This is a genomic window from Enterobacter sp. FW301-JW81 (genome assembly GCF_058788735.1).
Genome location: NZ_JBYTBA010000005.1, coordinates 422,886 through 449,604, shown reverse-complemented (window position 1 = coordinate 449,604; position 26,719 = coordinate 422,886). Strand labels below are relative to the sequence as shown.

Sequence of the window (26,719 nt, the reverse complement as noted above, 5' to 3'; positions counted from 1 at the left end):
GTATCCTTTAATTAATCGACGTTCAGCGCGTCATTGACCAGATCTTGTTGCTGCTTCTGGTGAACGGACATATACCCTACCGCCGGAGAGGCGGAGGCCGGGCGACCTGCGTAACGCAGGGCAGACCCAAATGGAATCACTTCACGGAAATGATGCTGGCTGCAGTACCATGCGCCCTGGTTAAGCGGCTCTTCCTGGCACCAGACAAAATCATGTACGTGAGCATATTGTTTCAGCACTTCCTGCATCGCCTGATGCGGGAATGGATAAAGCTGTTCGATACGCACAATGGCGACATCTTTCTGATCGTTCTTGCGGCGCTGTTCCAGCAGGTCGTAATAAACCTTACCAGAACACATTACGACACGCTTAACGCCCTTCGGATCCAGCTCGTCAATCTCACCGATAGCTGGCAGGAAGGTACCGTTGGCCAGTTCATCCAGGCTGGAGACCGCCAGCGGATGACGCAGCAGGGATTTCGGCGACATCACCACCAGCGGACGACGCATACCGCGCAGCGCCTGACGACGCAGCATGTGGTACACCTGAGCCGGGGTGGACGGCACGCAGACCTGCATATTCTGCTCAGCGCAGAGCTGCAGATAACGTTCCAGACGCGCGGAGGAGTGCTCCGGACCCTGGCCTTCATAACCGTGCGGCAGCAGCATTACCAGACCACACATACGGCCCCACTTCTGCTCGCCGGAGGAGATGAACTGGTCGATAACCACCTGCGCGCCGTTGGCGAAGTCGCCGAACTGCGCTTCCCAGATGGTCAGGGTGCGTGGTTCCGCAGTGGCGTAACCGTATTCGAATGCCAGCACCGCTTCTTCAGACAGCACGGAGTCCCAGACCTTGAACTGGCCCTGACCGTTGTGCACGTGCTGCAGCGGGGTGTAGGTTGAACCGTTGGACTGGTTATGAACAACCGCGTGACGGTGGAAGAAGGTGCCGCGGCCCGCATCTTCACCGGACAGACGAACAGGAATGCCTTCGTCAACCAGCGTTGCGTAAGCCAGCGTTTCCGCGCCGCCCCAGTCGAACAGCTTCTCGCCTGCCGCCATGGACTGACGGTCAGCGTAGATCTTCGCCACGCGAGACTGCATCTCGATAGCGTCCGGTACGGTGCTGATGCGTTTAGCCAGCTCCTGCAGGCGCTTCATCTCAACCTTGTTCGGGTAGCTCTCATCCCACTCGTGGTTGAGGTACGGCGACCAGGTAAAGGAGTGCATGTTCATCGGGCGCAGCTCTTTCACCACGCATTCACCCGCATCCAGCGCGTCGCGGTAGAGGTTGACCATTTCGGTCGCATCTTCCAGCGTCGTCACTTTGTCGCTTTCCAGCTTGTCAGCATAGATTTTGCGCGGCGTCGGGTGTTTTTTGATTTTCTGATACATCAACGGCTGGGTTGCACTTGGCTCATCCGCTTCGTTGTGGCCGTGACGGCGGTAGCAGAACAGATCGATAAACACATCGCGTTTAAAAGTATTACGGAAGTCCAGCGCCAGACGGGTCACGAAAGCAACGGCTTCCGGATCGTCCGCGTTAACGTGGAAGATCGGCGCCTGAACCATCTTACCGATGTCGGTGCAGTACGGAGTAGAACGCGCATCAAGCGGGTTAGAGGTGGTAAAGCCCACCTGGTTGTTGATCACAATGCGAACGGTACCGCCCACTTCATAACCACGCGCTTTCGACATGTTCAGGGTTTCCTGAACCACGCCCTGCCCTGTTACCGCCGCATCACCGTGGATGGTGATTGGCAGCACTTTGTTGCTGCTCGGCTCGTCCAGACGATCCAGACGCGCGCGCACGGAACCGATAACCACCGGGCTGACGATTTCCAGGTGCGACGGGTTAAATGCCAGCGCCAGGTGAACCAGACCGCCTTCGGTTTCGATATCCGACGAGAAGCCCATGTGGTACTTCACGTCACCGGTGCCGAGATGTTCTTTATGTTTGCCCGCGAATTCGTCGAACAGGTCCTGCGGTTTTTTACCCAGCACGTTGACCAGTACGTTCAGACGACCACGGTGCGCCATGCCCAGTACCACTTCACGGGTACCGCTCTTGCCTGCATGACGAATCAGCTCTTTCAGCATCGGCACCAGCGCATCGCCGCCTTCCAGCGAGAAGCGTTTTGCGCCCGGGAATTTCGCGCCGAGATAACGCTCAAGCCCTTCCGCTGCGGTCAGTTCGTTCAGGAAGCGTTTTTTCTCGTCAGCCGAGAAGTTCGCGTGGCCCGCTACGGATTCGATACGCTGCTGGATCCAGCGTTTCTCTTCGGTAGAGGTAATGTGCATGTATTCCGCGCCGATGGAGCCGCAGTAGGTTTGCTTGAGCGCGTCAATCAGATCGCCCAGCTTCATCGTGTCTTTGCCGATGGCAAAGGAACCTACGTTAAAGCTTTCCTGGAAATCGGCCTCGGTCAGATCGTGATACGCCGGATCGAGATCGGCCACACGGTCTTGTTTCCACAGTCCCAGCGGATCGAGATTCGCATGCTGGTGACCGCGGAAGCGATAAGCGTTGATAAGCTGCAGGACTTTAACCTGCTTCGCATTGGTGTCAGGGTCGGAAATCGCAGAAGAGTAACGTGAGGCATCCTTCGCCAGACGACGGAAATAATCACGTGTTTTGGAATGGAATTGATCCGGTTTGACTCCCGTACCAGGCAACTGCTGGAACATGGAACGCCAGTTTGCGTCCACTGAGTCAGGATCGGTTAAGAAGTCTTCATAGAGCTGTTCTATCCAGCTCTGGTTGGCACCAGAGAGGTAAGAAGAGTCCAGCCAGGCTTTCATTGCGCCGTTCTGCATCGTGATCCCTTAAGCATTTTTATGCTTACTTTCGCCGTAGAAACTACCACGCACACACCGTGTACGTGCCGGGGTTCACCTGCGAGCTCTTTTCATTTGGCCCGCGAAGGAACCTTTAGAAACTGTCTTAAGGGTTTCCCCTCACCCCGACCCTCTCCCACAGGGAGAGGGGGAAGGTCGTCGGCAGTTTTTAAAGATTTCCTGCAATCTGTTCCCTCTCCCTGTGGGAGAGGGTTAGGGTGAGGGGAACAGCGCTCCCCTCTCACTACTTACGCACTGCGCTGCAGCAGCATCGACTTAATATGGCCGATGGCGCGCGTCGGGTTCAGCCCCTTAGGACACACACTGACGCAGTTCATGATGCTATGGCAGCGGAATACGCTGAAAGCGTCACTCAGTCCTTCCAGACGGCTATCGGTTTCGGTGTCGCGGCTATCGATCAGGAAGCGATAGGCAGCCAGCAGACCGGCCGGGCCGATAAACTTGTCCGGATTCCACCAGAACGACGGGCAGGACGTTGAACAACATGCGCAGAGAATACACTCGTACAGCCCATCGAGTTTTTCACGCTGCTCAGGAGACTGTAAGTGCTCACGAGCGGGTGGATTTTGCCCATTATTCAATAAGTAAGGCTTAATCTTCTCATATTGTGCATAGAATTGCCCCATGTCTACCACCAAATCACGCACGACCGGCAGGCCTGGCAGAGGACGGATAACAATTTTCTGGCCAGGGCGCTGCAACGCTGAAATTGGCGTGATGCAGGCCAGGCCATTTTTGCCGTTCATGTTCACGCCGTCAGAGCCACAAACCCCTTCACGACAGGAGCGGCGGAACGACAGCGTCGGATCTTTTTCTTTCAGCTGGATTAAGGCATCCAGCAGCATCATGTCGCGACCTTCTTCCGCTTCCAGGGTGTAGTCCTGCATACGCGGAGCGTCATCAACATCCGGGTTATAACGATAAACTGAGAATTCGAGTTTCATTATCCTGTCTCCGCATTAGTAAGTACGAATCTTCGGCGGGAACGCCGGACGCAGTTTCGGTTCCATGTTGACGCTACGACGCGTCATGGATTCCGACTCTGGCAGATACAGGGAATGGCACAGCCAGTTTTCATCGTCACGATCCGGGAAGTCGAAGCGGCTATGCGCGCCACGACTTTCGGTACGGAAGTTTGCCGACATCGCGGTTGCGAACGCGGTTTCCATCAGGTTATCCAGCTCCAGGCACTCAACGCGCTGGGTGTTGAACTCGCTGGAGGTGTCGTCCAGACGGGCGTTTTTGAGACGCTCGCGGATCGCTTTCAGCTGCTCAAGTCCTTTGGCCATCGCGTCACCTTCACGGAATACCGAGAAGTTGTGCTGCATGCATTCCTGCAGTGCTTTACGGATTTCCACCGGATCTTCGCCGTTACGGTTACCGTTCCAGCGGTTGAGGCGCTCAAGAGAGGCATCAATTTCGTCGTCGGTCGCATCACGCAGCGCGCCCTGCTCGGCAATGGATTCCTGCAGATGCAGACCCACCGCACGACCAAACACCACCAGGTCCAGCAGGGAGTTGCCGCCCAGACGGTTTGCACCGTGTACGGATACGCAGGCAATCTCGCCTACCGCGAACAGGCCCGGAATGACCACGTCTTCGCCCTGCTCGTTCACGGTCAGCGCCTGGCCGGTCACTTTGGTCGGAATACCGCCCATCATGTAGTGGCAAGTTGGGATAACCGGAATCGGCTCTTTTACCGGGTCGACGTGGGCGAAGGTGCGGGACAATTCCAGAATGCCCGGCAGACGGGATTCCAGAACTTCTTTACCCAGATGGTCGAGTTTCAGCTTCGCGTGTGGACCCCACGGGCCGTCACATCCGCGGCCTTCACGAATTTCGATCATGATTGAACGCGCCACCACGTCACGACCCGCCAGGTCTTTCGCATTCGGGGCATAACGCTCCATGAAGCGCTCGCCATGTTTGTTCAGCAGGTAGCCACCTTCACCACGGCAGCCTTCCGTGACCAGAACGCCTGCACCGGCGATACCGGTTGGGTGGAACTGCCACATCTCCATATCCTGCACCGGCACGCCAGCGCGGATTGCCATACCGACACCGTCACCGGTGTTGATGTGGGCGTTAGTGGTGGACTGGTAAATACGGCCTGCCCCGCCGGTGGCCAGCACCGTTGCGCGGGCTTTGAAGTAGACCACTTCACCGGTTTCGATGCACAGCGCGGTACAACCTACCACTGCGCCATCGGCGTTTTTCACCAGATCCAGCGCGTACCACTCGGAGAAGATGGTGGTGTGGTTTTTCAGGTTCTGCTGATACAGGGTGTGCAGCAGCGCGTGACCGGTACGGTCAGCCGCTGCCGCGGTGCGTGCCGCCTGCTCGCCGCCGAAGTTTTTCGACTGGCCGCCAAACGGACGCTGATAGATGGTGCCATTTTCCAGACGGGAGAACGGCAGCCCCATGTGATCCAGCTCCAGAATCGCTTCCGGGCCAGTCTTACACATATATTCGATGGCATCCTGGTCGCCGATGTAATCGGAACCTTTTACCGTGTCGTACATATGCCATTCCCAGTTATCTTCATGGGAGTTACCCAGCGCAACGGTAATACCGCCCTGCGCAGACACGGTATGAGAACGGGTCGGGAAAACTTTTGAGAGCAGCGCACAGGTCTGGCCGCTCTGGGAAATTTGCAGTGCGGCACGCATACCTGCGCCACCCGCACCAATCACTACAGCATCAAATTCTCTGACTGGCAGTTTCATTACACACCCCACACCACAACGAATCCATAAATAACGTAAACCACCAGAGCAACAACAATGGCCAACTGCAGAGGGAGGCGAATCGCCAGAGGTTTAACGTAATCGGTCAGCACCTGCCACATACCAATCCAGGCATGAATAAGGATGGAGAACAGCGCCAGCAGGGTGAACACTTTGGTGAAGGCAGATCCGAAGAACCCGCTCCAGATTTCCCACGTCAGCGTGCCGCTGGTCGCGAAGAAACCAATCATATAGATAATGTAAAGGGTGAGAACGATGGCGGTAGCACGGACAAGAATGAAGTCATGTACGCCGTTGCGTCCTAATGCGGAGGCGTTGCTTACCATACGAGAACTCCTGCGAGAAGTGAAAGCACGACTGTAATCACAAATGAAATGTTAGCGGAGCGTTTCCCGGCTTCGAACGTTTCTTCCAGGTAACCGAAGTCCATCAGCATATGGCGAACACCCACAACAACGTGGTACGCCAGCGCGGTCAGAATGCCCCACATGATGAATTTCACGAAGAAGCTGTTCATGATGGCAGAGGCCTGGAGGAATCCTTCAGGAGAAGAGAGGCTGGTGCCCAGTAACCACAGCAGAATACCGACCGCCACAAACGTAATCACACCGGATACACGGTGCAGAATGGACGCTATTGCTGTTACAGGGAACCGGATCGTTTTGAGATCCAGATTGACAGGTCTTTGTTTTTTCACATTTCTTATCATGAATAACGCCCACATGCTGTTCTTATTGTTTCCTTCCTCCGGACTGCGATGCGGGTCAAGCAGCGTTCCTTTTCTATAACTGCGCGTCATGCAAAACATTGCTTCCAAATGCTAAAACGACACGTTACAACGCTGGGTGGCTCGGGATTGCAGGGTGTTCCGGAGACCTGGCGGCAGTATAGGCCGTTCACAAAATCATTACAATTAACCTACATACAGTTTGTCGGGTTTTCTCTGGAACAGTGATCAGGGTCACGATAACAACATCTTTTTAATTTTTAATCATCTGATTTGACAAATGTTAAACAATATTGTTACAAACGTCATCAGAAAAGGCATATAATGCGCAAAAGTTATGAGGTCTCTCTTTCACCTGACAAATAGTTATGTAACAGTGTGATGGTATTGACCGAAGTTATCAGGACAGTTATTAGTGATATACAGGTTTGAATAATTCGGACTGCAAAAACGCTGATTTGCTGTTGTTTCACTGATATTTCATTCGTTTACCTGCAAGGCGCCATAGCTCTGTACCCTGGTTTGTCCTCGTGAGCTGAGCGGTAAGCCAAATAACAATCTGGTAACGGTGATTAACAGCTGAAAGCAAATCCGGTAAAGCGCAGTCTTAAGCATAAGGCGCTAAGGAGACCGTAAATGGCTGATACAAAGGCAAAACTCACCCTAAATGGTGATGATGCTATTGAACTGGATGTGCTAAAAGGCACGCTCGGTCAGGATGTTATTGATATCCGTACTCTGGGTTCTAAAGGGGTTTTCACCTTTGACCCAGGATTTACCTCTACCGCATCTTGCGAATCCAAAATCACCTACATTGACGGTGACGAAGGTATCCTGCTCCATCGCGGCTTCCCCATCGATCAGTTAGCCACTGAATCCAACTATCTGGAAGTGTGCTATATCCTGCTGAACGGCGAAAAACCGACGCAGGCGCAATACGATGAATTCAAAACCACCGTGACCCGTCACACCATGATCCATGAGCAGATTACCCGTCTGTTCCATGCGTTCCGTCGTGACTCTCACCCGATGGCGGTGATGTGCGGTATTACCGGTGCGCTGGCGGCGTTCTACCACGACTCCCTTGACGTGAATAACCCACGTCACCGCGATATCGCGGCGTTCCGCCTGCTGTCCAAAATGCCAACCATGGCGGCGATGTGTTACAAATACTCCATCGGCCAGCCGTTTGTGTATCCACGTAACGACCTCTCCTACGCGGGTAACTTCCTGCGCATGATGTTCTCCACGCCGTGCGAAGAGTACGAAGTGAATCCGGTGCTGGAACGCGCGATGGACCGTATTCTGATCCTGCACGCTGACCACGAACAGAACGCATCGACCTCCACCGTCCGTACCGCAGGCTCTTCAGGCGCGAACCCGTTCGCCTGTATCGCTGCGGGCATCGCCTCCCTGTGGGGACCGGCGCACGGCGGCGCGAACGAAGCGGCACTGAAGATGCTGGAAGAGATCAGCACCGTTGAGCACATTCCTGAGTTCGTGCGTCGCGCAAAAGACAAGAATGACTCCTTCCGCCTGATGGGCTTCGGTCACCGTGTTTACAAAAACTACGACCCGCGCGCGACCGTCATGCGTGAGACCTGCCACGAAGTGCTGAAAGAGCTGGGTACCAAAGATGACCTGCTGGAAGTGGCGATGGAGCTTGAGCACATCGCGCTGAACGACCCGTACTTCATCGAGAAGAAACTCTACCCGAACGTCGATTTCTACTCAGGTATCATCCTGAAAGCGATGGGTATTCCGTCCTCCATGTTCACCGTGATCTTCGCGATGGCGCGTACCGTAGGCTGGATTGCGCACTGGAACGAAATGCACAGCGAAGGCATGAAAATTGCTCGTCCTCGTCAGCTGTACACCGGCTACGAGCAGCGTGATTTTAAGTCTGATATTAAGCGCTAATAAACACGCCCGGCGGCGCTTCGCTTGCCGGGCCTACAAGCGCGAAATGTAGGCCGGGTAAGGCGTAGCCGCCACCCGGCTTTTTTATTTCTGGCAGTGCGGGCACCAGTAAAAGGGTCTCGAAGAGAGCATAATCCTGTCGATAATCCCGCCGCATCGCTCGCACTGTTTCCCCGCCCGATGAAACACCTTAAAGCGGAACAGCGCCCCGTGATGCATGTTCTCATCCACCACGCCGCGCGTATTATAGGATAACCGCGGAATATCCAGCAGCGCGTGGGACAGCGCCTCCAGCTGTTCATCGCTTAGCTGAGACGCTTTGTGCTGCGGTGCCAGCCCCACTTCCCACAGAATTTCTACCCGCAGATAGTTACCCAGCCCTGCCAGGAACGCCTGATCGAGCAGTAACCCGGAAAATTGCCGGTTGCGGAATTTGGGAGATAACAAGCGGGCTTTAACATCGTTCGCCGTCAGGCGCATATCCAGCACGTCCGGCCCGACCCGCTGCAGAAACGGGTGAGTGAGCAGTTGCTCCGGTGTTAACATTTCTATATCCGACGCGCTGTAAAGCAGAATTGCTTTATCCGCCGTTTGCAGCCTGACGCGCAACACGCGGTTGGTTTGCGGTTGCTCATCCGCGTTAACCACTCGCCAGACGCCGTAAAGCTGGTTATGGCTATATAACGTCAGGTTATGGGAAAAGTGCGTAAGCAACGCCTTCCCGCGCGTTTCAATATGCGTCAACGTTTGACCCACCAGCTGGGCTTCAAACGCTTTCAGTTGAGGAAAAGCAAACCAGACGTTCGTCAGGGTTTTGCCCTTTATCGCCGCCTCGAGGCTATCCGCCGCGCGGCGGATCTCCGGGCCTTCAGGCATTTTTCTGTCCTTATCGTGAGTGTCATGCGCTGACGAGGATCCCCTGCTCTGCAAAGGCCGCCCGCAAGCGGCGCGCGAACTGCAGCGCATGCTCGCCATCACCGTGTAAACAAACCGTATCCGCCTGCACGCTGGCCATAGAGCCATCCGTCGCGTTGACCGTGCCCTCCCGCACCATCTGAAGCGTCTGCGCCAGCGCCTGAGACTCATCGGTAATTAACGCGCCGGGCTGGGTCCTCGGGACCAGGCTGCCATCGGGCAAATATCCCCTGTCCGCAAACACTTCCTGACGCGTGGTTAACCCCAGACGCTGCCCGGCGCGGATAAGCTCGCTACCCGCCAGGCCAACCAGTATCAGCTGCGCGTTGCAATCCCGTACCGCGCGAGCGATGGCGTCCGCAAGAGCGGGCTCTTTCGCCGCCTGATTGTAGAGCATGCCGTGCGGCTTCACGTGGCGTAACACGCCCTGCTGGGCTCGCACAATCGCCTCCAGCGCGCCAATCTGGTACAGCATCTGGGCGTAGACCGTCTCCGGCGGCAGGTTCATCGCGGTGCGGCCAAAGTTTTCCCGGTCGGGAAAGCTCGGGTGAGCGCCAATCGCTACGCCGTTTTTAAGGGCATTGCGAACGCTCTCCAGCATGATCCGCGCATCACCCGCGTGAAAGCCGCAGGCGATATTGACCGAGGAGACCAGGGTCATCAGCTCGGCATCCGCGCTGCCGCCCTCGCCCAAGTCGGCGTTTAAATCAATCTTTACCATCGAGCCTCCACGCCAGCTGTTCCAGATAGCGCTGCCGATCCTGACGCGCCTTCAGCGCCTCCTCCAGCGAACATTGCACGAAGTGGATCGGCTGTCCCAGGGGAATTTGCGCCAGATGGTAACGATCGGCCTCAATAATGCAGGCAATACGCGGATAACCACCCGTCGTCTGCGCATCGTTCATCAACACAATAGGTTGACCGTTACCCGGCACCTGAATGACGCCGGGCAACAACCCGTGGGAAAGCAATTCTCGGTCCGTCATACGGGTCAGCGGCTGTCCCTGCAGGCGATATCCCATGCGGTTACTTTGCGGGCTGAGCTTCCACGGCGAGCGCCAGAAGGACTCTTTAGAGGCCTCATCAAATTCATGATATTCCGGCCCCGGCAGGGCGCGGATCTGGTTACTCCAGAGGAGCTGCTTCACGCCCTGAGCCGTCGAGAAGTGGCGCGCGGATGGCCCGATCGCCAGACGATCGCCATCCTGCAACAGGCGTCCTTCGTGACCGCCAATACCGGCTTTCTGATCGGTACTGGATGAGCCCAGCACCTCCGGCACGTCAATCCCGCCCGCGACAGCAAGATAGCTACGTACCCCGTGCAAAGGACGCTTAAGCGTTAAACGCTGCCCGGCTTTCGCCCGCAGCCGCCAGCCGGTCCAGACCGCTTTGCCATCAAGCGTGGCATCGCACCCTGCGCCGGTTAACGCAAACCAGGTCTCGTGACTAAACTCAATGACGCACTGCCCCAGCGTAATTTCGAGCGCCGCCGTATTGCCGGGGTTGCCCACCAGCACGTTAGCAATCTCCAGCGCGGGCCTGTCCAGCGCGCCACAGTAGCTCACGCCGGACTGGCGCATGCCAAAGCGGCCCGCATCCTGCACGGAGGTGTAAAGCCCTGCGCGAATCAGCGTTAGCATACGCCCTCCTTCTGCGGGATAAAGCGGAGGGTATCGCCAGGACGCAGGAGGACCGGCGATGCCTGCCCGGGTTCAAATAACGGCGTGGACGTGTGTCCGATAAGCTGCCAGCCGCCAGGCGAAGCCAGTGGATAAATGCCGGTCTGTTCGCCGCCAATTGCGACGGTGCCTGCCGGCACGCTCAGGCGCGGCTCCGCGCGACGCGGCGTATGCAGCCTCGGGGAAAGCCCGCCAAGATACGGAAAGCCCGGCTGAAATCCTAAAAACCAGACCACGTAATCAACGGAGGCGTGCAGCTCAACAACCTGCTTTTCCGTTAACCCGCAGTGCTCGGCGACCACGGAGAGGTCGGGCCCCTGCGCACCACCGTACACCACCGGGATCTCAATCGTTCTGGAGTCAGGCTCCAGCGCCTCACTCTCTTCCCACCAGCGCTGCAAGCGTTCGATGGCATCCAGAGCCAGCGTATGCGGGCTACGCAGCACGACGGTAATGTTATTCATGCCCGGAATGGCCTCAACCACTTCAGGCATGTCGGCCAGACGCTGGGTCAGCCGCCAGATACGCTTTTGCGTAGCCAGCGTAACGGGCGGCTCCAGCTCCAGTACCACTGCGGTTTCGCCCAGAAGATAACAACGCGCTCGCTGCACTTAACTACCTCTCATCAGGCCGGATTAGGGATATCAATAAAGGTCACATCCAGATCGGTATTTTCCGTCAGCCACTCGCTGAGGGCGCGAATGCCGCCACGTTCCGTGGCATGATGGCCTGCGGCGTAGAAATGGAGCCCCTGCTCGCGGGCGGAGTGAACCGTCTGCTCGGAGACTTCGCCTGTAATAAACGCATCGACACCGAAGCGCGCGGCGCTATCGATAAAGCCCTGCCCGCCCCCGGTGCACCAGGCAACACGCTTCACCAGATCCGGTCCGGTATCGCCGCACCACAGGGGACGACGCCCGAGGCGCGCTTCGATCCATGAGGCCAGCTCCAGTCCGGGAACCGGCATTGCCAGTTCGCCCCACGGCACCAGCGGCTCAATCTCACCCATCACGGTAATTCCAAGTAACTGCGCCAGCTGAACGTTGTTACCGAGCTCCGGGTGCGCATCCAGCGGCAGGTGGTAGCCGTACAGGTTGATGTCATTTGCCAGCAGCGTTTTCAGGCGGTTGCGCTTCATGCCGCGAATAATCGGCGATTCGTTTTTCCAGAAATAACCGTGGTGGACAATCACCGCGTCGGCGTCCTGACGAACAGCCTCGTCCAGCAGCGCCTGGCTTGCCGTCACGCCAGTGATAATTTTTTGCACCGTCTCACGTCCTTCAACCTGAAGCCCGTTCGGGCCGTAATCGCTGAAGGCGGTACTGTTCAGTTTTTCGTTGATCAGGCTTTCCAGTTCGCTATTTTTCATCATCACTCTCTCAAGCTTTGCGGGCGGCTTCATAGGCCGCCAGCGTGGCGACGCGCGCCTGTTTATGGTCAACAATCGGACGGGGATAATCGAGCTTCACGCCCTGTTTATCCGCCCATGTCCATGGGTCGTGGATCGCTTTCGCAGGAACATTCCTGAGCGCGGGCAGCCAGCGGCGAATGAAGTCACCGTCTGCGTCAAATTTTTGCCCCTGGGTGGTGGGATTAAAAATCCGGAAATAGGGAGCCGCATCGGTGCCGGTCGAGGCGGCCCACTGCCAGCCGCCGTTGTTCGCCGCCAGATCGCCATCGATCAGCTGAGAAATAAAATAGCGCTCCCCGGCACGCCAGTCGATGAGGAGATCTTTCACCAGGAAGCTGGCGGTAATCATCCGCAGACGGTTGTGCATCCACCCGGTTTCATTTAGCTGGCGCATCGCGGCGTCCACAATGGGGTAGCCCGTTTCACCTTTCTGCCACGCCTGGAAGAACACCTCATCGTGCTGCCATGTTACGTTATCGGTCCACGGAATGAATGGGCGATGTTTACATAAATCAGGGTGATACGTCATCAGATGGCGATAGAACTCGCGCCAGATCAGCTCGTTAAGCCACACCGATCCGGGCCCGCCGTCCAGCGCCTGAGGCTGCTCGGCCAGCAGACGATGCAAACACTGGCGAGGAGAGAGCACGCCCAACGCCAGGCACGCGGATAAACGGCTGGTCCCTTCAATGGCCGGGAAATCCCTGCGCGCGTCATACTCACCCGCACCCTGCTTGCAAAACTGGCGCAGCTTCGCGATAGCGGATTTCTCGTCGGCGGGGAACAGAAGCGCGTCGAACGCCGCCCGGGGATAATTAAACGTCAGTTCCGGCAGGTCCGTTAACGCCTCCCCCCGAACTGCGGGCGCGGCCACGCACTCCGGCAGCGCCTCTTTAAGACGTTTAACAAAGGCGTTTTTAAAGGGCGTAAACACCTTGTACATCTCATGATTGCCGGTCATGACGCTGCCCGGTGCCAGCATCACGCTGTCATCAAAGCCCTGGCACTGCACATCTTTCAGCGTTGCCTCCAGCTGGCGATCCCGCTGGCGCTCGTTCAGTTCGTACTGATAGTTATAAAAAAGATGCGTGACCTGGTGCTGCTGGCACACCTCCTGCACCGCCAGAAGCTGCGCGGCAAAGTCACTGACCTCTTTATAAATCAACGGAATGCCTTTTTCGGCAAGCGAGCATTGCAGTTCATTCAGATGCGCGTTGAGATAAGCGGCCTGTCGGGGCGCCATATCATGCTGCTGCCATTGTTCGGGCGTGGCGATATACAGCGCCAGCACCCTGGCATCCTGAGAGCGGCAGGCAGCCGCGAGAGCGATGTTGTCATGCACGCGCAGGTCCGCGCGAAACCAAACCAGATGGGTGGGCATAAAACTCCAGGCAAATATCCATTATGTCCGTAAGGGCACGCCACTAAAGGAAAAAGCGGCGGGCTTTTAATGTACTTTGCCATGAAGTGTAGACGGGATGAAATAAAAAAGGCCGCCCGAGGCGGCCTTAACGCTACTTGTCCTGCGCTATCGTGGTCAATGCAACAAACCCGGTCGGTTCATCACGCTTAACAACAAGTACGCTGGCGACAATGAACGCAATGCATATATAGCGTTTCATCATGCGGTCCCTGCAGCTAACCGCTCCACCGTTCACCACCGGTGATAAGTCGGTGGACACAAGCTCTGTGTGGAGCCTGGCTCACGGTTGTGGAAATACCTCTCCCGTGACCGGTGCCCATTTGCGAGATGGCGGAAAGGGACGCTGCATAGTAATCTCCGCGCGAACGAAGCGTAATCTATTGAAATTGTTTTTAAGAATATATTTAGGATCTAAGCGTTTGAATCTTCAGCTTGCAGAAGTATGCTTGAAAACCTCTGTGTGAGAGCTTGATAAACCACCCAACGGACCGCGAATCCTGAGGGACAAAAAAACCGCCACATTACTGTTGGCGGTTTTTTTATTGCTGCGTGTAGTCTTCGTATCAGTAAAAATCGCAGGTCGCTTTCTCGGCCTGGTCCATCCACACCGGCTTCTCGCTGGTTTTCGCCCAGACGCGGTGCAGATAGCTGTAAAAACGTGCACGATCTTTCCAGAACAGCATCACCGGCAGAGCCAGCACGCCAGCCACTAGGGCGAAAGTGCGACGCATGAACACGATATGAGCCGGATACTCTTTATAAAGATCCATATTTTCTCCCCTATAGTTGGCCGGAAACGTCATCCGGAAAATTCAAAATCTGTGACCTGGCTAAAATAATATCGCTTTGTTTGTAATTTTACTACTCATCCGACCACTTATTTTCGCCCGTTTAGTGAAAATTTACATTCACGCCGTAACTAAGTTACAAAAAAGTTAACGATTTACTTATCAATAGTTAAATTGTGGGCTTTCTCATTTTTATACTTTTTTTACACCCGCCCTTCTCATTTTTGCGAAATCTTTGCGCCATAAATCCTACCGTTAGCACAACAACAAAAGTCACCCGGAGGTGGATTGTGAGTGCAGGTCTTATTGCCGGCATCGTGCTGGTGTTCCTGTTACTGGGCTATCTGGTTTATGCCCTGATTAATGCGGAGGCATTCTGATGGCTGCTCAGGCGTTTTTGCTTATCGCCAGCTTCTTAGCGGTCCTGTTCGTCCTGGCCCGGCCACTGGGAACAGGGCTGGCACGGCTTATCAACAACGTCCCCTTGCCCGGCACGGGAAGCGTTGAGAAAGGGATCTGGCGCGTGCTGGGAATACACGATCGGGAGATGAACTGGCGCGAATATCTGCTAGCCATTCTGCTGCTGAATATCGTTGGGCTGATTGCGCTTTTTGCCATGCTGATGCTGCAGGGCAGTCTGCCGCTGAACCCGCAACAATTACCGGGCTTGTCCTGGCATCTTGCGCTGAACACGGCGGTCAGTTTTGTCTCCAACACCAACTGGCAGTCCTATTCCGGTGAAACCACGCTGAGCTACTTTAGCCAGATGGCCGGCTTAACCGTGCAAAACTTCCTTTCTGCCGCCAGCGGTATCGCGGTGATCTTCGCGCTAACGCGCGCGTTTGCCCGCCAGAAAGTAAGTACGCTGGGCAATGCCTGGGTGGATCTGACGCGCATAACGCTGTGGATCCTGCTGCCGATTGCGCTGCTGATCGCGCTGTTCTTTATTCAGCAGGGCACCCTGCAAAACCTGCTGCCTTACGCCCCTTATACCTCGCTGGAAGGGGCAAAACAGCTCCTGCCGATGGGGCCCGTCGCGTCGCAGGAAGCCATCAAGATGCTCGGAACGAACGGCGGGGGCTTCTTTAACGCCAACTCGTCGCATCCGTTTGAAAACCCTACCGCACTGACCAATTTTGTACAGATGCTGGCCATTTTCCTGATCCCCGCCGCGCTCTGCTTTGCCTTTGGCGACGTGGTCAACGATCGTCGTCAGGGTCGCACCCTGCTCTGGACGATGTCGCTTATCTTTGTGGTTTGTGCCGCACTGGTGATGTGGGCCGAATGGCAGGGGAACCCGCACTTCCTCTCGCTGGGCGCCGATAACGCGATCAACATGGAAGGTAAAGAGAGCCGCTTCGGCATTCTCGCCAGCAGCCTGTATGCGGTAGTCACCACAGCGGCCTCGTGCGGCGCGGTCAATGCCATGCACGATTCCTTTACGGCACTGGGTGGCATGATCCCGATGTGGCTGATGCAGATTGGCGAGGTTGTGTTTGGCGGCGTGGGCTCGGGTCTTTACGGCATGCTGCTGTTCGTGCTGCTGGCGGTGTTTATAGCCGGTCTGATGATTGGCCGCACCCCGGAATACCTGGGTAAAAAAATCGACGTTCGCGAGATGAAGTTAACCGCGCTAGCGATTCTGGTCACCCCTGCCCTTGTGCTGCTCGGCACCGCGCTGGCGCTGATGACCGAGGCCGGACGCAGCGGCATCTTTAACCCGGGTATTCACGGCTTTAGCGAAGTGCTATATGCCGTCTCCTCGGCCGCCAATAACAACGGCAGCGCCTTTGCTGGCTTAAGCGCCAACTCACCGTTCTGGAACTGCCTGCTGGCGTTCTGCATGTTTGTGGGTCGCTTCGGGATCATTGTGCCGGTCATGGCGATTGCCGGATCGCTGGTGAATAAAAAAATTCAACCGACCACCACCGGGACATTACCGACCCACGGCGCGCTGTTTATCGGCCTGCTGGCGGGCACCGTGTTGCTGGTCGGCGCCCTGACCTTTATCCCCGCCCTCGCGTTAGGCCCGGTCGCGGAATACCTCTCTTTACGCTGATTTTGCGGAGAAATTGTCATGAGTCGTAAACAACTGGCCCTGTTCGAACCGTCATTAGTTCGCCAGGCGCTCATGGATGCGGTGAAAAAACTGAGCCCGCGCGTGCAGTGGCACAACCCGGTGATGTTTATCGTCTGGGCGGGAAGCGTCCTGACCACCGCCCTGGCAATTGCCATGGGAACGGGCCACATGCCGGGAAACGCAATGTTTACCGCCGCCATCAGCCTTTGGCTGTGGTTTACCGTGCTGTTCGCTAACTTTGCGGAAGCGCTGGCGGAAGGCCGGAGTAAAGCCCAGGCCAACAGCCTGAAAGGGGTGAAAAAAACCGCCTTCGCGCGCAAGTTACGTGAGCCGAAATACGGCGCGCAGATGGATCACGTTCCGGCGGATGAACTGCGTAAAGGCGATGTGGTGCTGGTGGAAGCCGGTGACATTATCCCTTGCGACGGGGAAGTCATTGAAGGGGGCGCATCGGTGGACGAAAGCGCCATTACCGGGGAATCCGCGCCGGTTATTCGTGAATCCGGCGGCGATTTCGCCTCCGTGACGGGAGGGACGCGCATTCTCTCCGACTGGCTGGTGATCCAGTGCAGCGTGAACCCGGGTGAAACCTTCCTCGACAGGATGATCGCCATGGTAGAAGGCGCGCAGCGTCGTAAGACACCCAACGAGATTGCCCTCACCATCCTGCTGGTGGCGCTGACCATCGTCTTCCTGCTGGCCACCGCGACGCTGTGGCCGTTCTCCGCCTACGGCGGCACCGCGGTCACCATCACTGTTCTGGTAGCTCTGCTGGTCTGCCTGATCCCAACCACCATTGGCGGCCTGCTGTCTGCCATCGGCGTGGCCGGGATGAGCCGCATGCTTGGTGCTAACGTCATCGCCACCAGCGGGCGTGCGGTGGAAGCCGCGGGTGACGTGGATGTCTTGCTGCTGGATAAAACCGGGACCATTACCCTCGGTAACCGCCAGGCGTCAGATTTCTTACCCGCCCCGGGGGTGGATGAAAAAACGCTGGCGGATGCGGCACAGCTCTCCTCCCTTGCCGATGAAACCCCGGAAGGCCGCAGCATTGTGGTTCTCGCCAAGCAGCGCTTTAACCTGCGCCAGCGCGACGTGCAGAGCCTGCATGCCACTTTCGTGCCCTTCACGGCGCAAACCCGCATGAGCGGCATTAACATTCAGGATCGCATGATCCGTAAAGGCTCTGTTGACGCCATCCGTCGCCACATTGAGGCTAACAACGGCCACTTCCCACCGGAAGTGGACAGCCTGGTCGAGAGCGTGGCCCGTCAGGGAGCAACGCCTCTGGTGGTAGCCGAGGGGGCGCGCGTGCTGGGGGTGATCGCCCTGAAGGATATCGTCAAAGGGGGCATCAAAGAGCGCTTTGCCCAGCTGCGTAAAATGGGGATCAAAACGGTGATGATCACCGGGGACAACCGTCTTACCGCGGCGGCGATTGCCGCCGAAGCGGGCGTGGATGATTTTCTTTCCGAAGCAACGCCGGAAGCCAAGCTGGCATTGATTCGTCAGTATCAGGCGGAAGGCCGTCTGGTGGCAATGACCGGTGACGGTACCAACGATGCCCCAGCCCTCGCACAGGCCGACGTGGCGGTAGCGATGAACTCCGGTACGCAGGCGGCAAAAGAAGCGGGCAACATGGTTGACCTCGACTCTAACCCGACCAAGCTGATTGAAGTGGTGCACATCGGCAAGCAGATGCTGATGACGCGCGGTTCGCTGACCACGTTCAGCATTGCCAACGACGTGGCGAAGTATTTCGCCATCATTCCGGCCGCGTTTGCCGCGACCTATCCGCAATTAAACGCGCTGAACGTGATGCATCTGCACTCTCCGTCCTCGGCCATTCTCAGTGCGGTGATTTTTAACGCCCTGATTATTGTCTTCCTGATCCCGCTGGCGCTGAAGGGCGTGAGCTATAAGCCGCTCACCGCGGCCGCCATGCTGCGCCGCAACCTGTGGATTTACGGTCTGGGCGGGCTGGTTGTGCCCTTTATTGGTATTAAGGTTATCGACGTGCTCCTGACGCTGTTCGGGCTGGTCTAAAAGGTGAATCAAATGACGATGTTACGTCCCGCTATACTGTTATTTATTCTGCTGTCTCTTATTACCGGCGGGCTTTACCCGCTGGCGACCACCGCGCTGGGTCAGTGGTGGTTTGCCGAGCAGGCTAACGGCTCACAGATTATCCAGAACGGAGAATCCCGCGGTTCACGGCTGATTGGTCAGAACTTTACGGATGCCCGCTACTTCCAGGGACGCCCTTCCGCCACTGCCGAAAGCCCGTATAATCCGATGGCATCCGGCGGCAGTAACCTGGCGGGCAGCAACCCCGAGCTGGACAAAGCCGTCGCCGGGCGCGTGGCAGCCCTGCGCGCCGCTAATCCGCAGGCCAGCCGTGACGTTCCCGTGGAGCTGGTAACCGCCTCGGCCAGCGGGCTGGACTACAGCCTGACGCCGGCAGCGGCGGCATGGCAAATTCCGCGCGTCGCCGCCGCCCGTCAGCTGACCGTCGAACAGGTTAGCCAGCTGGTTGCAGAGCACACGCAAAAGCCGCTGGTCAGCTTCATCGGCATGCCCGTGGTGAATATTGTTGAGCTGAATCTGGCGCTGGACGCGCTAAGGAAAAACTAAATGACCGACGAGCCCATGCGCCCGGATCCGGACAGGCTGCTCGAACAGACGGCTGAAGCCCATCGCGGCAAACTGAAAATTTTCTTTGGCGCCTGCGCGGGCGTCGGGAAAACCTTCGCCATGCTGACGGAAGCCCAGCGGCTTCGGGCGCAGGGGCTCGATATTCTGATCGGCGTGGTAGAAACCCACGGACGTAAAGAGACGGCATCGCTGCTGAAGGGGCTGGCCACCCAGCCGCCCCGACGTATCAGCCACCGCGGTCGGTTAGTCACCGAATTCGATCTCGATGCCGCCCTCGCCCGCCGTCCCGCTCTTATCCTGATGGACGAGCTGGCGCACAGCAATGCGCCAGGCTCACGCCATCCCAAACGCTGGCAGGACGTTGAAGAGTTGCTTGAGGCCGGCATTGATGTTTTCACGACGGTTAACGTTCAGCATCTCGAAAGCCTGAACGACGTGGTGAGCGGCGTGACCGGCATTCAGGTGCGCGAAACGGTACCCGATCCCTTCTTTGATTCCGCCGACGAGGTGGTGCTGGTCGACCTGCCCCCCGATGATTTACGCCAGCGCCTGCATGAAGGCAAAGTCTATATCGCCGGCCAGGCCGAGCGCGCCATCGAGCATTTCTTCCGTAAAGGTAACCTGATTGCTCTGCGCGAACTGGCCCTGCGCCGAACCGCCGACCGGGTGGACGATCAGATGCGCGCCTGGCGTGACCTGCAGGGCCAGGAACGCGTCTGGCACACGCGGGATGCCATCCTGCTGTGCGTGGGGCACGGTAGCGGCAATGAAAAGCTTGTCCGCACCGCCGCTCGTCTGGCGGCCAAATTTGGCAGCGTCTGGCATGCGGTGTATGTCGAAACGCCCCATCTCCACGCTCTGCCTGAAAACCAGCGGCGCGCTATTCTGAGTTCGCTTCGCCTGGCGCAGGAGCTGGGCGCGGAAACCGCCACCCTTTCCGATCCCCAGGAAGATAAAGCCATTCTGCGCTACGCGCGCGAGCATAACCTGGGAAAAATCGTGATTGGCCGTCGCCAGCATCGCCGCTGGTTTAGCCGCGAATCCTTTGCCGACAAGCTCGCCCGCCGCGCGCCGGATCTGGACCTGGTGATCGTGGCGCTGGATGACAAACCCACGCCCTTACCGACTCGCGCGCCGGACAGCCGCACCTTCAGCGATAAATGGCGCATTCAGCTCCGCGGCTGCCTTGTCGCTGTCGTGCTCTGCACCCTGATTACCGTGATTGCCAGCCAGTGGCTGATAGCGTTTGATGCCGCCAACCTGGTGATGATTTACCTTCTTGGCGTGGTGGTGGTGGCGCTCTTTTACGGGCGCTGGCCGTCGGTACTGGCGACGGTCATCAACGTCATCAGCTTCGATCTGTTCTTTATCGCCCCGCGCGGCACGCTGGCGGTTTCGGACGTGCAGTACATTCTCACCTTTGGCGTGATGCTCACCGTCGGGCTGGTGATCGGGAATCTGACGGCGGGCGTGCGCTATCAGGCGCGTATCGCCCGCTACCGCGAACAGCGCACGCGCCATCTCTATGAGATGTCGAAATCGCTGGCGGTTGGCCGTACCCCGCTGGATATTGTGCAGACCAGCGAGCAGTTTATCCGCTCGACGTTTCATGCCAGCAACCTGATTTTACTCCCGGACGAACACGGCAAGCTGCGCCCGCTGACGTCGGCCTCAGGCATGACGCCCTGGGACGAGGCCATCGCGCGCTGGAGCTTTGATAAAGGATTACCTGCGGGCGCAGGGACCGACACCCTGCCCGGCGTGCCTTATCAAATTCTGCCGCTGCGCAGTGCCGATAAAAATCAGGGGCTGGTCATCGTTGAGCCCTCCAACCTGCGCCAGCTGATGATCCCCGAACAGCAGCGCCTGCTCGAGACCTTCACCCTGCTGGTTGCCAGCGCGCTCGAGCGGCTGGCGCTCACCGCCAGCGAAGAGCAGGCCCGGCTGGCAAGCGAGCGTGAAAGCATACGTAACTCGCTGCTGGCGGCGCTGTCTCACGATCTGCGGACCCCGCTCACCGTCCTGTTTGGCCAGTCAGAAATCCTGACGCTGGACCTGGCGGCGGAAGGTTCTAAGCACGCCCTTCAGGCAAGCGAAATCCGCCAGCACGTGCTGAACACCACGCGTCTGGTGAATAACCTGCTTGATATGGCGCGTATTCAGTCAGGCGGCTTTAACCTGAAAAAAGAGTGGCTCACGCTTGAAGAGGTGGTGGGCAGCGCCCTGAAAATGCTCGAGCCTGGCCTCGGTGGGCGACATATCGCGCTGAACATGCCTGAGCCCCTGACCCTGATTCACGTTGATGGCCCGCTGTTCGAACGGGTGCTGATCAACCTGCTGGAAAATGCCGGCAAATATGCGGGTGCCAGCGCGCGGATTGGCGTGGATGCGACGGTGGAAGACAGAACGCTTCATCTTGAGGTCTGGGATACCGGTCCGGGCATTCCTGCCGGGCAAGAGCTGGCTATTTTTGAAAAATTCGCGCGCGGCAATAAGGAGTCGGCTATTCCGGGCGTCGGGCTGGGGCTGGCGATTTGCCAGGCAATTATTGACGTCCACGGCGGGTCCATTTCCGCAGAGAATCGTCCGGAAGGCGGCGCGCGTTTTTGTGTTACACTTCCTCTGGAAACTCCGCCAGAACTTAATGAATTACCAGAGGATTTGTGATCAACGTTCTGATTGTTGAAGATGAGATCGCCATTAGCCGGTTTCTGCGCGCTGCGCTGGAAGGAGACGGTCTGCGCGTTCATGACGCGGGTACGCTTCAACGGGGTTTAATTGAAGCCGCCACCCGCAAGCCGGACCTGGTGATCCTCGACCTTGGGCTGCCGGATGGCGACGGCATCGATTTCATTCGGGAAGTCCGCCAGTGGAGCCAGATGCCGATACTGGTGCTCTCCGCCCGCACTGAAGAGACGGATAAAATCGCCGCGCTGGATGCCGGGGCGGATGACTACCTGATTAAACCTTTTGGCATCGGCGAACTGCAGGCTCGTCTTCGCGTGGCGCTGCGTCGCCACAGCGCAACCACGCCAGCCGACCCAGTCTATACGTTTAGCGATATCCGGGTTGACCTGGCCGCGCGACGCATTGTGCGCGGTGAAGAAGAGATCCATCTCACGCCAATCGAGTTTCGCCTGCTCGCCGTGCTGCTCAACAACCACGGTAAGGTACTTACCCAACGCCAGCTGTTAAATCAGGTGTGGGGACCTAACGCTGTAGAACACAGTCACTATTTACGCATATATATGGGACACCTTCGTCAGAAACTCGAAGTTGACCCCGCTCGCCCTCGCCATTTATTAACTGAAACCGGTATCGGTTATCGGTTTATGGTCTGAATATCTATTCACTATTATTTTTAATTAATAATAGAAACCCACCATCACTCATTTAAAATAAAACCATTAAGAACATCTTTCATTATTTTATCGCGTTAAAACATTAGAAAAACATGTTATTAACACCACATCAACAAATCAGAATTTTGATCTGAGATATTCATCAAAAACGAATATTTATTTCTAAAATGATCGGTTAACGGTGATCATGATCACAGTTAATCCCTTTTTCCCGGATAAAATGACCATGCTTTCAATTACTGAAAGGAAAATGAAACATGGAAAACAATAATCGCTTGATGCCCCATATAAGGCGGACAACACATATCATGATGTTTGCCCACCGAAACTGCTTTGACTTTCACCTCTTTAACGCCCGGTAGTCCTTCGACTTCTGGCGCACTCGCTTACAGGTTATCCTAAAAAACCTTATGTTACAGGCTATTGCCTGTGAACTCGTGCGTTCATTCATCTTGATTCAGACTCATCCGCACCGGGCGGACTGAATTTCAATCATCAAAAAAGCAATTCACTGATTTTAATCAGCGGCCACCCTTTGCTTTTTTTCCGGAAAATTATCGATTTCTTTCTTGCAAGAAATCGAGGGACGCTTATTACCTAAAATAAAGAGAGAAAGATGAAAAATTTAAAAATCGCAGCCAGCCGTGCCTGTCCGGAGTGTTTTACTACCCAGCGTGAACTGGTGGATGTCAGGGCCTCGGATTATATTGACGTTGCCGCCGTTGTTCTGGCGGTCAGCGATATTACTGACGGCATCCTGGAAGAAATAGAAGCCACCGGTTTTGGCATTCCTGTTTTTGTCGCGACGCACAAAGAAGAGATTATCCCGGCAGACTATTTATCGCGCATTCATGGCGTATTTGAGTATTCAGACACCAGCAACGACTTTTACGGACGCCAGCTGGAAGCGGCAGCCCAGAAGTATGAAACCCAGCTGCGCCCGCCGTTTTTCCGCGCCCTGGTCGACTACGTGAAGCAGGGCAACAGCGCGTTCGACTGCCCGGGGCATCAGGGTGGGCAGTTCTTCCGCCGTCATCCTGCTGGCAACCAGTTTGTTGATTTCTTTGGTGAGACGCTTTTCCGCTCCGACCTGTGCAACGCCGACGTGGCGATGGGCGATCTGCTGATCCACGAAGGCGCGCCGTGCATTGCGCAGCAGCATGCTGCAAAAGTCTTTAACGCCGATAAGACCTACTTCGTGCTGAACGGCACCTCATCATCCAACAAAGTGGTGCTTAACGCCCTGCTCACGCCGGGCGACCTGGTGCTGTTTGACCGTAACAACCATAAATCCAACCATCACGGTGCCCTCCTCCAGGCAGGCGCGACGCCGGTCTATCTGGAAACCGCGCGCAACCCTTACGGCTTCATTGGCGGCATTGACGCCCACTGCTTTGAAGAACGTTATCTGCGCGAGCTCGTGGCAGAGGTCGCACCTGGCCGTGCACGCGATGCGCGTCCGTTCCGTCTGGCGGTGATTCAGCTGGGTACCTACGATGGCACCATCTATAACGCCCGTCAGGTGGTGGATAAGATTGGTCATCTGTGTGATTACATCCTGTTTGACTCGGCCTGGGTGGGTTACGAGCAGTTTATCCCGATGATGGCCGACTGCTCTCCGCTGCTGCTGGAGCTGAACGAAAACGATCCGGGGATCCTGGTTACCCAGTCCGTGCATAAACAGCAGGCAGGCTTCTCGCAGACCTCGCAAATCCACAAAAAAGACAGCCACATCAAAGGCCAGCAGCGCTATGTCCCGCACAAACGGCTGAATAATGCCTTTATGATGCACGCCTCCACCAGCCCGTTCTATCCGCTGTTTGCCGCGCTGGACATCAACGCCCGGATGCATGAAGGCCAGAGCGGGCGCAACATGTGGATGGACTGCGTGGTGAACGGTATCGAAGCGCGCAAGCTGATCCTGCAAAACTGTCAGTATCTGCGCCCCTTCGTGCCGGAAACGGTGGATGGCCGTCCGTGGGAAAGCTGGGACACGGCGGAAATTGCAACCGATCTGCGCTTCTTCCACTTCGTACCGGGTGAAAACTGGCACGCTTTTGAAGGCTACGCTGAGCATCAGTATTTTATCGATCCGTGCAAGCTCTTGCTGACCACGCCGGGCATTAACGCCCGCACCGGTGAGTATGACGACTTCGGCGTGCCCGCCACCATCCTCGCCAACTTCCTGCGTGAAAACGGCATTGTGCCGGAGAAATGCGATCTCAACTCGATCCTGTTCCTGCTCACGCCAGCCGAAGATATGGGCAAGCTGCAGCAGCTGGTGGCGCAGCTGGTGCGCTTCGAAAAACTGCTCGAAAGCGATGTGCCGCTGAAAGAGGTCCTGCCTTCTCTCTACAAACAGCATCCGGCGCGTTACGCGGATTACACCCTGCGCCAGATCTGCCAGGAAATGCATGACCTGTACGCCCGTCATAACGTGAAACAGCTGCAAAAAGAGATGTTCCGCAAGTCTCACTTCCCACGGGTGATGATGAACCCGCAGGATGCGAACTACGCCTATCTTCGTGGTGAGGTTGAACTGGTGTCCCTGCGCGACGCGGAAGGCCGCATCGCCGCCGAAGGCGCCCTTCCTTATCCGCCAGGGGTGCTGTGTGTTGTTCCAGGGGAAGTCTTGGGCGGTTCCGTGCTGCGCTACTTTGCCGCGCTGGAAGAAGGGATCAACCTGTTACCGGGCTTTGCGCCAGAGCTTCAGGGCGTATACGTCGAGGAGTGTGACGGTCGCAAACAGGTTCGCTGCTACGTCATTAAACAACCCGCCGCTCAGCCCGCGCTGCTGAAGGGAGAGAAATTATGAGTAAGTCCAATAAGATGGGCGTGGTGCAACTGACCATTCTCACCATGGTGAACATGATGGGTTCCGGGATCATCATGCTGCCCACCAAGCTTGCCGAAGTGGGAACCATTTCGATTATTTCCTGGCTGGTGACCGCCGTAGGTTCAATGGCGCTGGCGTGGGCATTTGCCAAGTGCGGGATGTTCAGCCGCAAGTCAGGCGGAATGGGGGGCTATGCGGAGTATGCCTTTGGCAAGTCGGGCAACTTTATGGCCAACTATACCTACGGCGTGTCGCTGCTGATTGCTAACGTGGCGATTGCCATCTCCGCCGTGGGTTACGGCACGGAGCTGTTTGGTGCCACGCTCAGCCCGGTACAGATTGGTTTAGCCACCATCGGCGTGCTGTGGATCTGCACCGTGGCCAACTTTGGCGGCGCGCGCATCACCGGACAGCTGAGTAGCATCACCGTCTGGGGCGTGATTATCCCGGTTGTGGGTTTGTGCATCATCGGCTGGTTCTGGTTCAGCCCGACCTTGTACGCGAACTCCTGGAACCCGCACCATGTGCCGTTCTTTACCGCTGTCGGGTCCTCCATCGCCATGACGCTGTGGGCCTTCCTCGGTCTGGAATCAGCCTGTGCAAACGCGGAAGTGGTAGAGAACCCGGAAAAGAACGTCCCGATTGCCGTTCTGGGCGGAACGCTGGGCGCGGCGGTGATCTATATCATCTCGACTAACGTTATTGCCGGCATCGTACCGAACATGGATTTGGCTAACTCAACGGCACCGTTCGGGCTGGCCTTCGCGCAGATGTTCACCCCGGAAGTCGGAAAAGTGATCATGGGGCTGATGGTTATGTCCTGCTGCGGTTCGCTCCTCGGCTGGCAGTTCACCATCGCGCAGGTTTTCAAATCTTCGGCTGATGAAGGTTACTTCCCGAAAATCTTCTCCCGCGTGACCAAAGCCGATGCGCCGGTGCAGGGCATGTTGGCCATTGTCATCTTCCAGAGCGGATTGTCACTGATGACCATTAGCCCGTCGCTGAACAGCCAGTTCAACGTGCTGGTCAACCTGGCGGTAGTGACGAATATCATTCCGTATATTCTGTCGATGGCGGCGCTGGTGATTATTCAGAAAGTCGCGAAGGTGGATCCACGCAAGGCGCGTGCGGCGAATATCGTGGCGCTGATTGGGGCGATTTACAGCTTCTATGCGCTCTACTCATCCGGCCAGGAGGCGATGCTGTATGGCGCGATGGTGACCTTTATGGGCTGGACGCTGTACGGTCTGGTATCGCCGAGATTTGAATTGAAGAATAAGCATAGTTAAAAAAAGCCCGGTGGCGCTAGCGCTTA

At 56.7% G+C, this 26,719-nt stretch carries 22 protein-coding genes; 10 read left to right on the top strand and 12 right to left on the bottom strand.

Annotation, left to right across the window (positions count from 1 at the left end; genetic code table 11):
- Positions 1 to 11: 11 nt before the first annotated feature.
- The 5 genes from sucA to sdhC all read right to left on the bottom strand — a co-directional run bounded on the left by sucA (position 12) and on the right by sdhC (position 6,332).
- The gene (gene sucA, locus AC3WOK_RS17845) at positions 12 to 2,819 is read right to left on the bottom strand and encodes a 2-oxoglutarate dehydrogenase E1 component (protein ID WP_059310950.1); all 2,808 of its coding nucleotides are present in this window, start codon (positions 2,817 to 2,819) and stop codon (positions 12 to 14) included.
- Between the two features lie 269 nt (positions 2,820 to 3,088).
- Positions 3,089 to 3,805: a succinate dehydrogenase iron-sulfur subunit SdhB gene (gene sdhB, locus AC3WOK_RS17840; RefSeq protein WP_008501090.1), complete on the bottom strand. Its 717-nt coding sequence runs from the start codon at positions 3,803 to 3,805 to the stop codon at positions 3,089 to 3,091.
- A gap of 15 nt (positions 3,806 to 3,820) precedes the next feature.
- On the bottom strand, positions 3,821 to 5,587 hold the full coding sequence (gene sdhA, locus AC3WOK_RS17835) for a succinate dehydrogenase flavoprotein subunit (RefSeq protein WP_014883036.1): 1,767 nt from the start codon (positions 5,585 to 5,587) through the stop codon (positions 3,821 to 3,823).
- Positions 5,587 to 5,934: a succinate dehydrogenase membrane anchor subunit gene (gene sdhD / locus AC3WOK_RS17830; RefSeq protein ID WP_008501088.1), complete on the bottom strand. Its 348-nt coding sequence runs from the start codon at positions 5,932 to 5,934 to the stop codon at positions 5,587 to 5,589. Before sdhD ends, sdhA begins: the two co-directional genes overlap by 1 nt.
- The gene (gene sdhC, locus AC3WOK_RS17825) at positions 5,928 to 6,332 is read right to left on the bottom strand and encodes a succinate dehydrogenase cytochrome b556 subunit (protein ID WP_020684965.1); all 405 of its coding nucleotides are present in this window, start codon (positions 6,330 to 6,332) and stop codon (positions 5,928 to 5,930) included. The genes sdhD and sdhC overlap by 7 nt, the downstream gene beginning before the upstream one ends.
- A 639-nt stretch (positions 6,333 to 6,971) precedes the next feature.
- Here sdhC and AC3WOK_RS17820 point away from each other — a divergent pair.
- A complete protein-coding gene (locus tag AC3WOK_RS17820; RefSeq protein WP_047347070.1) occupies positions 6,972 to 8,255 on the top strand; it encodes a citrate synthase in 1,284 nt (427 codons plus the stop codon).
- Positions 8,256 to 8,339: 84 nt separating this feature from the next.
- Here AC3WOK_RS17820 and nei read toward each other — a convergent pair whose 3' ends face one another.
- The 7 genes from nei to AC3WOK_RS17785 all read right to left on the bottom strand — a co-directional run bounded on the left by nei (position 8,340) and on the right by AC3WOK_RS17785 (position 14,453).
- Positions 8,340 to 9,131: an endonuclease VIII gene (nei, locus tag AC3WOK_RS17815; RefSeq protein ID WP_492354896.1), complete on the bottom strand. Its 792-nt coding sequence runs from the start codon at positions 9,129 to 9,131 to the stop codon at positions 8,340 to 8,342.
- Between the two features lie 22 nt (positions 9,132 to 9,153).
- Positions 9,154 to 9,891, bottom strand: coding sequence for a 5-oxoprolinase subunit PxpA (pxpA, locus tag AC3WOK_RS17810; protein WP_059310952.1), 738 nt, complete (start codon positions 9,889 to 9,891; stop codon positions 9,154 to 9,156).
- Complete coding sequence (gene pxpC / locus AC3WOK_RS17805; protein WP_059310953.1) at positions 9,878 to 10,810, bottom strand: 5-oxoprolinase subunit PxpC; 933 nt, start codon at positions 10,808 to 10,810, stop codon at positions 9,878 to 9,880. Before pxpC ends, pxpA begins: the two co-directional genes overlap by 14 nt.
- Entirely contained in the window at positions 10,804 to 11,460 is a 657-nt protein-coding gene (pxpB, locus tag AC3WOK_RS17800; RefSeq protein WP_047347074.1) for a 5-oxoprolinase subunit PxpB, read from the bottom strand. The genes pxpC and pxpB overlap by 7 nt, the downstream gene beginning before the upstream one ends.
- 14 nt (positions 11,461 to 11,474) lie before the next feature.
- Complete coding sequence (locus tag AC3WOK_RS17795) at positions 11,475 to 12,218, bottom strand: type 2 GTP cyclohydrolase I (protein ID WP_059310969.1); 744 nt, start codon at positions 12,216 to 12,218, stop codon at positions 11,475 to 11,477.
- Between the two features lie 10 nt (positions 12,219 to 12,228).
- The gene (gene phrB / locus AC3WOK_RS17790) at positions 12,229 to 13,641 is read right to left on the bottom strand and encodes a deoxyribodipyrimidine photo-lyase (RefSeq protein WP_492354895.1); all 1,413 of its coding nucleotides are present in this window, start codon (positions 13,639 to 13,641) and stop codon (positions 12,229 to 12,231) included.
- Positions 13,642 to 14,246: 605 nt separating this feature from the next.
- Positions 14,247 to 14,453: a YbfA family protein gene (locus tag AC3WOK_RS17785; RefSeq protein ID WP_492354894.1), complete on the bottom strand. Its 207-nt coding sequence runs from the start codon at positions 14,451 to 14,453 to the stop codon at positions 14,247 to 14,249.
- 308 nt (positions 14,454 to 14,761) lie between these two features.
- On the opposite strand from AC3WOK_RS17785, the gene kdpF reads away from it, so the two are divergent.
- The 9 genes from kdpF (at position 14,762) to potE (ending at position 26,693) form a co-directional block, all read left to right on the top strand.
- On the top strand, positions 14,762 to 14,851 hold the full coding sequence (gene kdpF / locus AC3WOK_RS17780) for a K(+)-transporting ATPase subunit F (protein ID WP_014069365.1): 90 nt from the start codon (positions 14,762 to 14,764) through the stop codon (positions 14,849 to 14,851).
- A complete protein-coding gene (gene kdpA / locus AC3WOK_RS17775; protein ID WP_447855276.1) occupies positions 14,851 to 16,530 on the top strand; it encodes a potassium-transporting ATPase subunit KdpA in 1,680 nt (559 codons plus the stop codon). The genes kdpF and kdpA overlap by 1 nt, the downstream gene beginning before the upstream one ends.
- An 18-nt stretch (positions 16,531 to 16,548) precedes the next feature.
- A complete protein-coding gene (gene kdpB / locus AC3WOK_RS17770) occupies positions 16,549 to 18,597 on the top strand; it encodes a potassium-transporting ATPase subunit KdpB (protein ID WP_492354893.1) in 2,049 nt (682 codons plus the stop codon).
- Between the two features lie 12 nt (positions 18,598 to 18,609).
- Entirely contained in the window at positions 18,610 to 19,185 is a 576-nt protein-coding gene (gene kdpC / locus AC3WOK_RS17765; RefSeq protein ID WP_063429967.1) for a potassium-transporting ATPase subunit KdpC, read from the top strand.
- Positions 19,186 to 21,873, top strand: a complete 2,688-nt coding sequence (gene kdpD / locus AC3WOK_RS17760) for a two-component system sensor histidine kinase KdpD (protein WP_492354892.1) — start codon at positions 19,186 to 19,188, stop codon at positions 21,871 to 21,873.
- The gene (gene kdpE, locus AC3WOK_RS17755) at positions 21,870 to 22,547 is read left to right on the top strand and encodes a two-component system response regulator KdpE (RefSeq protein ID WP_059310959.1); all 678 of its coding nucleotides are present in this window, start codon (positions 21,870 to 21,872) and stop codon (positions 22,545 to 22,547) included. Before kdpD ends, kdpE begins: the two co-directional genes overlap by 4 nt.
- 278 nt (positions 22,548 to 22,825) lie before the next feature.
- Entirely contained in the window at positions 22,826 to 22,930 is a 105-nt protein-coding gene (speFL, locus tag AC3WOK_RS17750) for a leader peptide SpeFL (RefSeq protein ID WP_003858645.1), read from the top strand.
- 254 nt (positions 22,931 to 23,184) lie between these two features.
- A complete protein-coding gene (speF, locus tag AC3WOK_RS17745; RefSeq protein WP_492354891.1) occupies positions 23,185 to 25,383 on the top strand; it encodes an ornithine decarboxylase SpeF in 2,199 nt (732 codons plus the stop codon).
- Complete coding sequence (potE, locus tag AC3WOK_RS17740; RefSeq protein ID WP_063429962.1) at positions 25,380 to 26,693, top strand: putrescine-ornithine antiporter; 1,314 nt, start codon at positions 25,380 to 25,382, stop codon at positions 26,691 to 26,693. The genes speF and potE overlap by 4 nt, the downstream gene beginning before the upstream one ends.
- Positions 26,694 to 26,719 lie beyond the last annotated feature (26 nt).

Excerpts from the sequence above, each read along its gene's own strand:
- pxpA (WP_059310952.1), bottom strand. The coding sequence starts at position 9,891 with ATGGTAAAGATTGATTTAAACGCCGACTTGGGCGAGGGCGGCAGCGCG.
- sdhD (WP_008501088.1), bottom strand. The coding sequence starts at position 5,934 with ATGGTAAGCAACGCCTCCGCATTAGGACGCAACGGCGTACATGACTTC.
- speFL (WP_003858645.1), top strand. The coding sequence starts at position 22,826 with ATGGAAAACAATAATCGCTTGATGCCCCATATAAGGCGGACAACACAT.
- sdhB (WP_008501090.1), bottom strand. The coding sequence starts at position 3,805 with ATGAAACTCGAATTCTCAGTTTATCGTTATAACCCGGATGTTGATGAC.
- kdpB (WP_492354893.1), top strand. The coding sequence starts at position 16,549 with ATGAGTCGTAAACAACTGGCCCTGTTCGAACCGTCATTAGTTCGCCAG.
- kdpC (WP_063429967.1), top strand. The coding sequence starts at position 18,610 with ATGACGATGTTACGTCCCGCTATACTGTTATTTATTCTGCTGTCTCTT.
- pxpC (WP_059310953.1), bottom strand. The coding sequence starts at position 10,810 with ATGCTAACGCTGATTCGCGCAGGGCTTTACACCTCCGTGCAGGATGCG.
- phrB (WP_492354895.1), bottom strand. The coding sequence starts at position 13,641 with ATGCCCACCCATCTGGTTTGGTTTCGCGCGGACCTGCGCGTGCATGAC.
- sdhA (WP_014883036.1), bottom strand. The coding sequence starts at position 5,587 with ATGAAACTGCCAGTCAGAGAATTTGATGCTGTAGTGATTGGTGCGGGT.
- speF (WP_492354891.1), top strand. The coding sequence starts at position 23,185 with ATGAAAAATTTAAAAATCGCAGCCAGCCGTGCCTGTCCGGAGTGTTTT.
- AC3WOK_RS17795 (WP_059310969.1), bottom strand. The coding sequence starts at position 12,218 with ATGAAAAATAGCGAACTGGAAAGCCTGATCAACGAAAAACTGAACAGT.
- AC3WOK_RS17785 (WP_492354894.1), bottom strand. The coding sequence starts at position 14,453 with ATGGATCTTTATAAAGAGTATCCGGCTCATATCGTGTTCATGCGTCGC.
- kdpD (WP_492354892.1), top strand. The coding sequence starts at position 19,186 with ATGACCGACGAGCCCATGCGCCCGGATCCGGACAGGCTGCTCGAACAG.
- nei (WP_492354896.1), bottom strand. The coding sequence starts at position 9,131 with ATGCCTGAAGGCCCGGAGATCCGCCGCGCGGCGGATAGCCTCGAGGCG.
- AC3WOK_RS17820 (WP_047347070.1), top strand. The coding sequence starts at position 6,972 with ATGGCTGATACAAAGGCAAAACTCACCCTAAATGGTGATGATGCTATT.
- kdpA (WP_447855276.1), top strand. The coding sequence starts at position 14,851 with ATGGCTGCTCAGGCGTTTTTGCTTATCGCCAGCTTCTTAGCGGTCCTG.
- sdhC (WP_020684965.1), bottom strand. The coding sequence starts at position 6,332 with ATGTGGGCGTTATTCATGATAAGAAATGTGAAAAAACAAAGACCTGTC.
- potE (WP_063429962.1), top strand. The coding sequence starts at position 25,380 with ATGAGTAAGTCCAATAAGATGGGCGTGGTGCAACTGACCATTCTCACC.
- sucA (WP_059310950.1), bottom strand. The coding sequence starts at position 2,819 with ATGCAGAACGGCGCAATGAAAGCCTGGCTGGACTCTTCTTACCTCTCT.